The following is a 6828-nucleotide window of genomic DNA, read 5'->3' on the forward strand; positions in this document are numbered from 1 at the left end:
GCCAGCGAACACCGGCACAGCGTGGCACGGCGGCGGCCGCACGATCCCGGGCGTGCGCCTCAATCACTCATCCGGGGCGATGAATCGCGAACGGTACGCACGGAGTGCACTGATGAGGTAGGGGAGATTTCGGGAAGCCCGACGAGGGCGGTTCGAACATGACCGAAAATCGCCCTGAAGTCGGACCCCGATCGATGTCCGGACCCGCCGAGCGGCGAGCCGCTCGGTTCCTCAGACCCCCGCGGGCCTCGCGTCCCGGGGCCTGAGCCCCTCCAGCAGGATGTCCAGCAGCCGGGACGAGGCCGCGGCCTGCTGCGCCGGATTCGGCAGGGAGGGGGCCGCCGTCGCTATCACCAGCAGCACGTCCGCGACCGTCACGTCCGACCGCAGCTCGCCGGCCGCCTGCGCCCGCTCCACCAACTGCCCCACCACACCCAGCAGTTCGGCGGCTCCCGCGTCGTCCTCGGAGACCTCCCGGCCGTGCTCCGCCGAACCCGGCTCCGCGACGGGCTCCGCGACGGACCGATCGTCCACCAACCGCAGCCCCGGCTGCCCGTGTCCGTCGCTCCGCGCCGCACGCGCCTTTCCGGAGACGGCGGTCTCGGCCGACTCGTCGGCGAACGAGCCGACCCGGAGCACCCGAGGCGGCAGCAGCCGTCCCGCCCCCGAGGCCACCGAGGTGCGCAGGAACCGGGAGAGCGCCGGCCACGGCTCCTCCTCCTGTCTCAGCGCCGCCCGCGCCTGCTCGGTCAGCCGCGCGGTCTCCTCCTCGGCTATCCGCCGCACCAGTACGTCCTTGCTGGGGAAACGCCGGTAGACCGTGCCCACCCCGACCCGCGCCCGACGCGCCACGTCCTCCATCGGGGCGCCGTACCCCGACTCGCCGAAGACCTCGCGGGCGGCGCGCAGGACGTGCTCCAGATTGCGCTGGGCGTCGACCCGTAGCGGAGTGGTGCGTCCGTTTCCCCCGACGCCGACCGCGCGTACCGTCTCGTCGTCCCCGGACGGATCCGCGACCGCGGTCGACCAACGAGAGCCCTGAATGCCCTGAATATGCATGCTGTATTCCCCCGGTAGTGGCAGCCTCCCCCCGGAGACTCCCGCCCTTGCCGTCGGAGCACGGTCGAACTCCGCCCCGACGCCCTACGAACATAGTTGACCCCGCGTGGTGAGAGTAGGGGGTTGTTCCGCCACGTCCGCCCTCGAACGGAGTACGGGGCCAAACCCTCCCTCGCCGCCTCCCTCCAATGGCCTCAGAATCCGCTTTGAGCTGCGACGATGCCATGCTCAGAGGGGTGATGCACACACCGGAATCAGTCATTCCGCCGGTCGTACGATTTCCGGGACCTGTGGACAAACATCCGCCCTCGGGTGCGTCATGGACAGGTGACGAAGGAACCCGCGCGCATTCTCGTGGTCGGCGGCGGCTACGTCGGCATGTACACCGCCCTGCGCCTCCAGCGACGCCTGAAGAAGGAGCTGAGGCGCGCGCGAGAGGGGCAGGGCGGTGTACAGGTCGTCGTGCTCGGCCCCGATCCGTACATGACGTACCAGCCCTTCCTGCCCGAGGCGGCCGCCGGGTCCATCTCCCCCCGCCACGTCGTGGTGCCCCTGCGCCGCGTGCTGCCCCACTGCAGGGTCGTGACCGGCGAGGCCAAGGCCATCGACCACGCGCGGCGCGTCGCCACCGTCGAGACCCTCGCCACCGAGCACACGGGCACCGGCCCCATCGAGGTGCCCTACGACGAACTCGTCCTCGCCCCCGGCTCCGTCTCCCGCGCCCTCCCGGTCCCCGGCCTCGCCGACCACGGCATCGGCTTCAAGACCGTCGAGGAGGCCATCGGGCTCCGCAACCACGTCCTCGAACAGCTCGACATCGCCTCCTCCACCCGCGACCCCGACGTCCGCGCCGCCGCCCTCACCTTCGTCTTCGTCGGCGGCGGCTACGCGGGCGTCGAGGCCCTCGCGGAACTGGAGGACATGGCCCGCTACGCCTGCCGCTACTACCACAACATCCGCCCCCGGGATCAGAAGTGGATCCTCGTCGAGGCGACCGACCGCATCCTCCCCGAGGTCGGCGAGGCGATGGGCCGCTACGCCGTGCGCGAACTGCGCCGCCGCAACATCGACGTGCGCCTGGAGACCCGCCTCGACTCGTGCGAGAACCGCGTCGCCCAGCTCAGCGACGGCTCCCGCCACCCCTGCCGCACCCTCGTGTGGACCGCGGGCGTCAAACCCCACCCCGTCCTCGCCGCGACCGACCTCCCCCGCGACGAACGCGGCCGACTGCGCTGCACCGCCACCCTGCGCGTCGACGGGGTCGAGCACGCCTGGGCCGCCGGCGACGCCGCCGCCGTCCCGGACCTGGCGGCAGGGGGCACCTCACGGGCCGGAGGCCCCGGGGGAGGACCGGTCCGGGAGTGCGCCCCCAACGCCCAGCACGCGGTGCGCCAGGCCCGCCTGCTGGCGGACAACCTGGTGGCGTCGCTGCGCGGCGAGGAACTCAAGGAGTACCGGCACGCCTACGCGGGCTCCGTCGCCTCCCTCGGCCTCCACAAGGGCGTCGCCCACGTCTACGGCCGTAAGCTCAGGGGCTACCCCGCCTGGCTCCTGCACCGCGCGTACCACCTGAGCCGGGTGCCGACGGTCAACCGCAAGACGCGCATCCTCGCGGAGTGGACGCTGGCCGGGCTGTTCAAACGTGAGATCGTCTCGCTCGGTTCGCTGGAGCACCCGCGCGCCGAGTTCGAGCTCGCCGCGGGCACCGGCCGCCATCCCGAGGGGCCCTGACGGATGTCGGTGCCGTCGGCCACACTGGTCGTGTGACCATGGGTGGGCTCGTGTCAGCGAAGAGTCACCAGCGGGCGCGGCGGACACGGCGGGTACGGCAGGCACCACAAGCACAGGCACAGCAGACGCATCGGAATCGGATCGGACCGCACGCAGTGAACTTCACGCGCTGGAGCGCCCGGCTGCCCGGCACACAGCGACGCACCGCCGCCCGGGCGGTGCGACGGCAGCGCAAGGCACCGGCCACCTCCCCCGGCGCCGTCCCGGCGGCCCGGGACGAGCGGGCCGAGCACGGCGACCCGTCCGCTCCGGCCGACGGCGGAGCGAGACGCAGCATCGACGCCCTGTCCGCGCACGACCTGCTCGGACACCTCCCGGCCCTGGTCGCCCTCGTCCACGGTCCCGAGCACCGCGTCGCGTTCGTCAACGACGCCTACGCCGCCGCCTTCGGCGCCCGCGTGCCCGGCGCCCCCGCCCGCGAGGCCCTCCCGGAACTGGTCGAGCTGGGCCTGCTCCCGCTGATGGACCAGGTCCTGCGCAGCGGCAGACCCCGCACGGTCAAGTCCCGCCGGGTCTCCGGCGCCTCCGGCCGCGCGCGCCCGGGCTACTACACCTTCACCTGCACGCCCATCGAGCTGTCGGGCCCCGATCCGCGACGCGGCGTCCTCGTCTTCGCGGCCGAGGTGACCGATCAGGTCGAGGCCGCCGAGCGGCTGCGCGCCAGCGAACGGCGGCAGCGCGAGGCCGCCGTCACCCTCCAGCGCAGTCTGCTGCCGCAGCAGCTCGAACAGCCCGACGACCTGCGGGTGGCCGCCACCTACCGGCCGGGCGGCACCGACGCGGCGGTCGGCGGCGACTGGTACGACGTCATCACCCTGGGCGCGGGCCGCACCGCGCTGGTCATCGGGGACGTGATGGGCCGCGGCGTGCGGGCGGCGGCCGTCATGGGCCAACTGCGCACGGCCGTCCGCGCGTACGCCCGCCTGGACCTGCCGCCCCACGAGGTGCTCCAGCTCCTGGACGGACTCGCCGCCGAGATCGACCCCAACCAGATCGCCACCTGCGTCTACGCCGTCCACGACCCCAACGAGGGCCGCCTGGTGTACGCCTCCGCAGGCCACCTGCCGATCCTCGTCCGCGACCCGGACGGCACGGTCCACCGCGCCGACGCCTCCACCGGCCCTCCGCTGGGCACCGGAGGCTGGCTGCACACCTCCGCCTCGGTCCCCTTCGGGCCGGGCTCCGCCGCCGTGCTCTACACCGACGGCCTGGTGGAGCGGCGCGACGCCGACATCGACCAGGGCATCGAGGCCCTGGAACGCGCCTTCGCCGGAGCCACCGGCGGTCCGCAGGTCGTCTGCGACCGGCTCCAGCGCGCCCTGGGCATCACCGCCGCGCACGACGACGACGTCGCCCTGCTCGTCCTCCAGCACCCGGTCCGCACGGGCCACGACGCCGAGCTGTTCCACAATGCCGCGCTCGACCTCCTCGGCGGTGTCGAGGCCGCCCCGCGGGCCCGCGCCTTCGCCTCCGGCGTCCTGACGAGCTGGCGGTTCCCCCCGGACCTGCACGACCTGGGCGTGTTGGCCACCAGTGAACTGGTGGCCAACTCCCTCCAGCACGGCACCCCGCCGATGCGCCTGCGACTGCGCCGCACCGACCGCCGCCTGATCATCGAGGTGACCGACGGCGACGACCACCTGCCGCGCCGCCGCCGCGCGGAGCCCGTGGACGAGAACGGACGCGGCATCTCCATCGTCGCGACCATCGCCTCGGCCTGGGGCTCCCGGCGCACTTCGGGCGGGGGCAAGGCGGTGTGGTGCGAGTTCGTCCTGCCCGAGACCGTCGCGGGTCAGGCGGTCTGAGCCGCCTCGGCCGCCCGGGACGGCTCGACCGGCTCGGGCGACCCGGTCGGCTTGGAGGAGGCGACCACCACGCTCCGCAGCGGGTTGTCCTGCGCGGGGGTCAGCCGGCGTCCCAGCAGCAGCGCCAGCACGGTGATGCCGAGCGAGCACAGCACCAGCATCACGATGTACGGCACGTGCAGCGTGGCTCCCATCGGACCGCCCACCGCCGGACCGACCGCCAGCGCCAACTGCTTCACCAGCGCGAAAGCGGAGTTGTACCGACCCACCATCCGGGGCGGTGCCATGTCCGCCACCAGCGGCGCCACGGTCGGCGACAGCATCGCCTCGCCCAGGCCGAACAGCGCGTACGTGGAGATGAGCGCCGCGACGGCCAGCGCGTGCCGCTCGGCGACCAGCCCGGACACCCCGGCCGCCAGCCACGCCACCGCCCAGATCAGCCCGACCACCGCGATCACCCGGCTGCGCCGCCTCCGCTCCACGACCCTCAGCACGACGAACTGCGCCAGCACGATCACGGCGGTGTTCGCGGCGAGGGCGACGCCCAACGTCGTCGGGGAGACCCGGGAGACCTCGACCGCGTACGCCGACAGCCCGGACTCGAACTGCCCGTAGCAGGCGAAGAACGTCACGAAGCCGAGCACGCACAGCGTCACCATCGCCCGGTCGGCCAGGACCGACCGGCGGACGTCCGGCGCCGGGGCGCCGTCCTCGACGCGGCCGACCCTCTCGACGCGCGGCCCCTTCGGCAGCCGTACGGTCGCCACGGTCACGCCCAGGAGCACGTACATCGCCGACTCGATCCCGAACAGCAGCAGGAACGACGACGGACGCTCCGGATCCACCACCATCCCGCCGAGCAGGCCGCCGATGCCCAACCCGAGGTTGTTGAGGAAGAACTGGGTGGCGAAGGCCCGTGACCGCGTCGCCGTCGTCGAGCACCACACGATCATCGTGGCGAGCGCGGGCTGGATCACGGCGATCCCCGCACCGAAGACGGCGGCGGACGCGAAGGTGGCCGTCACACCGGTCGACAGCGCGATACCGAGCGAACCGGCGGAGGCGAGGACCGTGCCCACGACGGCGACGGGCAGCGGACCCCGCCGATCGATCGCGCGCCCGGTGAAGGGCAGCACGACCAACGCGGCCACGGCGAAGAGCGCGAGCACCGTTCCGGCGGTACTCGCGCCGAGACCCCGCACCTGTGCCACGTAGATGAACAGGAACGGGACGGTGAAGCCGTTGCCGAACGCGCTCAGTGCGTTCCCCAGCTGGATCCGGCGCAGCGCTGTGCCTGTCGTGGCGGTCACACTCACCTACCTCTAGGTCGATTCTGTCGAAGATTCGAAGGTCAACAGGAGTAGTGATCTTCGAAGCTAAAGTTAGACGCTAAAGAGTACACGTAGAAAGCCTTCGATGTGAATGAGTTTCGTGTCATACTCCGCCCATGTCCGAGCAACCCCTGCTCGATCGGGGGCGCGAGCCCACACTCGACGAGCAGATCGCCATCTACCAGCGCGAATACGGCGACCTGGACCCCCAGGTCGAGAAGATCGTCAACGCGCTCAGCCGTCTCGACCGGCGCATGAGCGTCGCGTACGGACGTCAGCTCGCGACCCTCGGCCTCAACCAGGCGGAGTGGGAGGTCCTGAAGGAGCTGGTGATGTCGGGCGAGCCCTACCGGCTCGGCCCCGGAGCCCTGGCCAAGCGCCTGGGGCTCACTCCCGCCGCCATGACCCACCGCGTGGACCGCATGGCCGGCGCCGGCCTGGTCACCCGGGAACGGGACGAGAACAACCGCGTCCGGGTCATCGTCGAGCTGACGGACGAGGGGCGCGAGAAGTGGCTCCAGGTGATGAGGATGGCCTCCGCCTTCGAGGAGGACCTGCTCCAGGACCTTTCGAGCGAGGAGCGTGGCACGCTGGGAGAGCTGCTGACGCGCCTCCTGCGCCGGGTGGAGGACACCCAGCCGGACGCGGACGGCCGTCTCAGCGATCTGGACTGACAGCCGGTTCCGATCGGGCTTGACGCCCCGGGACCCGATCTGTAAGGTTCTCCGGGTTGCCACGGGCCGGAACGGTTCTGCTGGCGACTTCTCTGCCGCTTCCTGCGGCGATCACTCACTTGGTGTGACTACCCTTCCGGGGTGGAGTGCGGCGTGCCGTCATTCCTT

General features: G+C 72.2%; 5 protein-coding genes. 3 read left to right on the forward strand and 2 right to left on the reverse strand.

Annotated elements, in window-relative coordinates:
• Nucleotides 1-231 precede the first annotated feature (231 nt).
• A complete protein-coding gene (locus tag ABD335_RS24645; protein WP_344327392.1) occupies nt 232-1059 on the reverse strand; it encodes a TetR/AcrR family transcriptional regulator in 828 nt (275 codons plus the stop codon).
• A 378-nt stretch (nt 1060-1437) separates the two neighbouring features.
• On the opposite strand from ABD335_RS24645, the gene ABD335_RS24650 reads away from it, so the two are divergent.
• Together ABD335_RS24650 and ABD335_RS24655 are read left to right on the forward strand one after the other, a co-directional pair.
• Nucleotides 1438-2790, forward strand: a complete 1353-nt coding sequence (locus ABD335_RS24650) for an NAD(P)/FAD-dependent oxidoreductase (protein ID WP_344327425.1) — start codon at nt 1438-1440, stop codon at nt 2788-2790.
• 155 nt (nt 2791-2945) lie between these two features.
• Entirely contained in the window at nt 2946-4655 is a 1710-nt protein-coding gene (locus ABD335_RS24655; protein WP_344327397.1) for an ATP-binding SpoIIE family protein phosphatase, read from the forward strand.
• On the opposite strand, the gene ABD335_RS24660 is transcribed toward ABD335_RS24655, so the two are convergent.
• Nucleotides 4643-5965 carry an MFS transporter gene (locus tag ABD335_RS24660; protein WP_344327400.1) on the reverse strand — a complete coding sequence of 441 codons (1323 nt, stop codon included), beginning with the start codon at nt 5963-5965 and terminating at the stop codon, nt 4643-4645. The genes ABD335_RS24655 and ABD335_RS24660 overlap by 13 nt on opposite strands.
• Before the next feature lie 137 nt (nt 5966-6102).
• On the opposite strand from ABD335_RS24660, the gene ABD335_RS24665 reads away from it, so the two are divergent.
• Complete coding sequence (locus ABD335_RS24665) at nt 6103-6660, forward strand: MarR family winged helix-turn-helix transcriptional regulator (protein WP_344327404.1); 558 nt, start codon at nt 6103-6105, stop codon at nt 6658-6660.
• Nucleotides 6661-6828 lie beyond the last annotated feature (168 nt).

The organism is Streptomyces macrosporus, assembly GCF_039533145.1.
Taxonomy (GTDB): Bacteria; Actinomycetota; Actinomycetes; order Streptomycetales; family Streptomycetaceae; genus Streptomyces; species Streptomyces macrosporus.

Bases quoted from the DNA above. Each gene is read 5' to 3' on its own strand.
- ABD335_RS24650 (WP_344327425.1), top strand. From the start codon at position 1,438: ATGTACACCGCCCTGCGCCTCCAGCGACGCCTGAAGAAGGAGCTGAGG.
- ABD335_RS24665 (WP_344327404.1), top strand. From the start codon at position 6,103: ATGTCCGAGCAACCCCTGCTCGATCGGGGGCGCGAGCCCACACTCGAC.
- ABD335_RS24645 (WP_344327392.1), bottom strand. From the start codon at position 1,059: ATGCATATTCAGGGCATTCAGGGCTCTCGTTGGTCGACCGCGGTCGCG.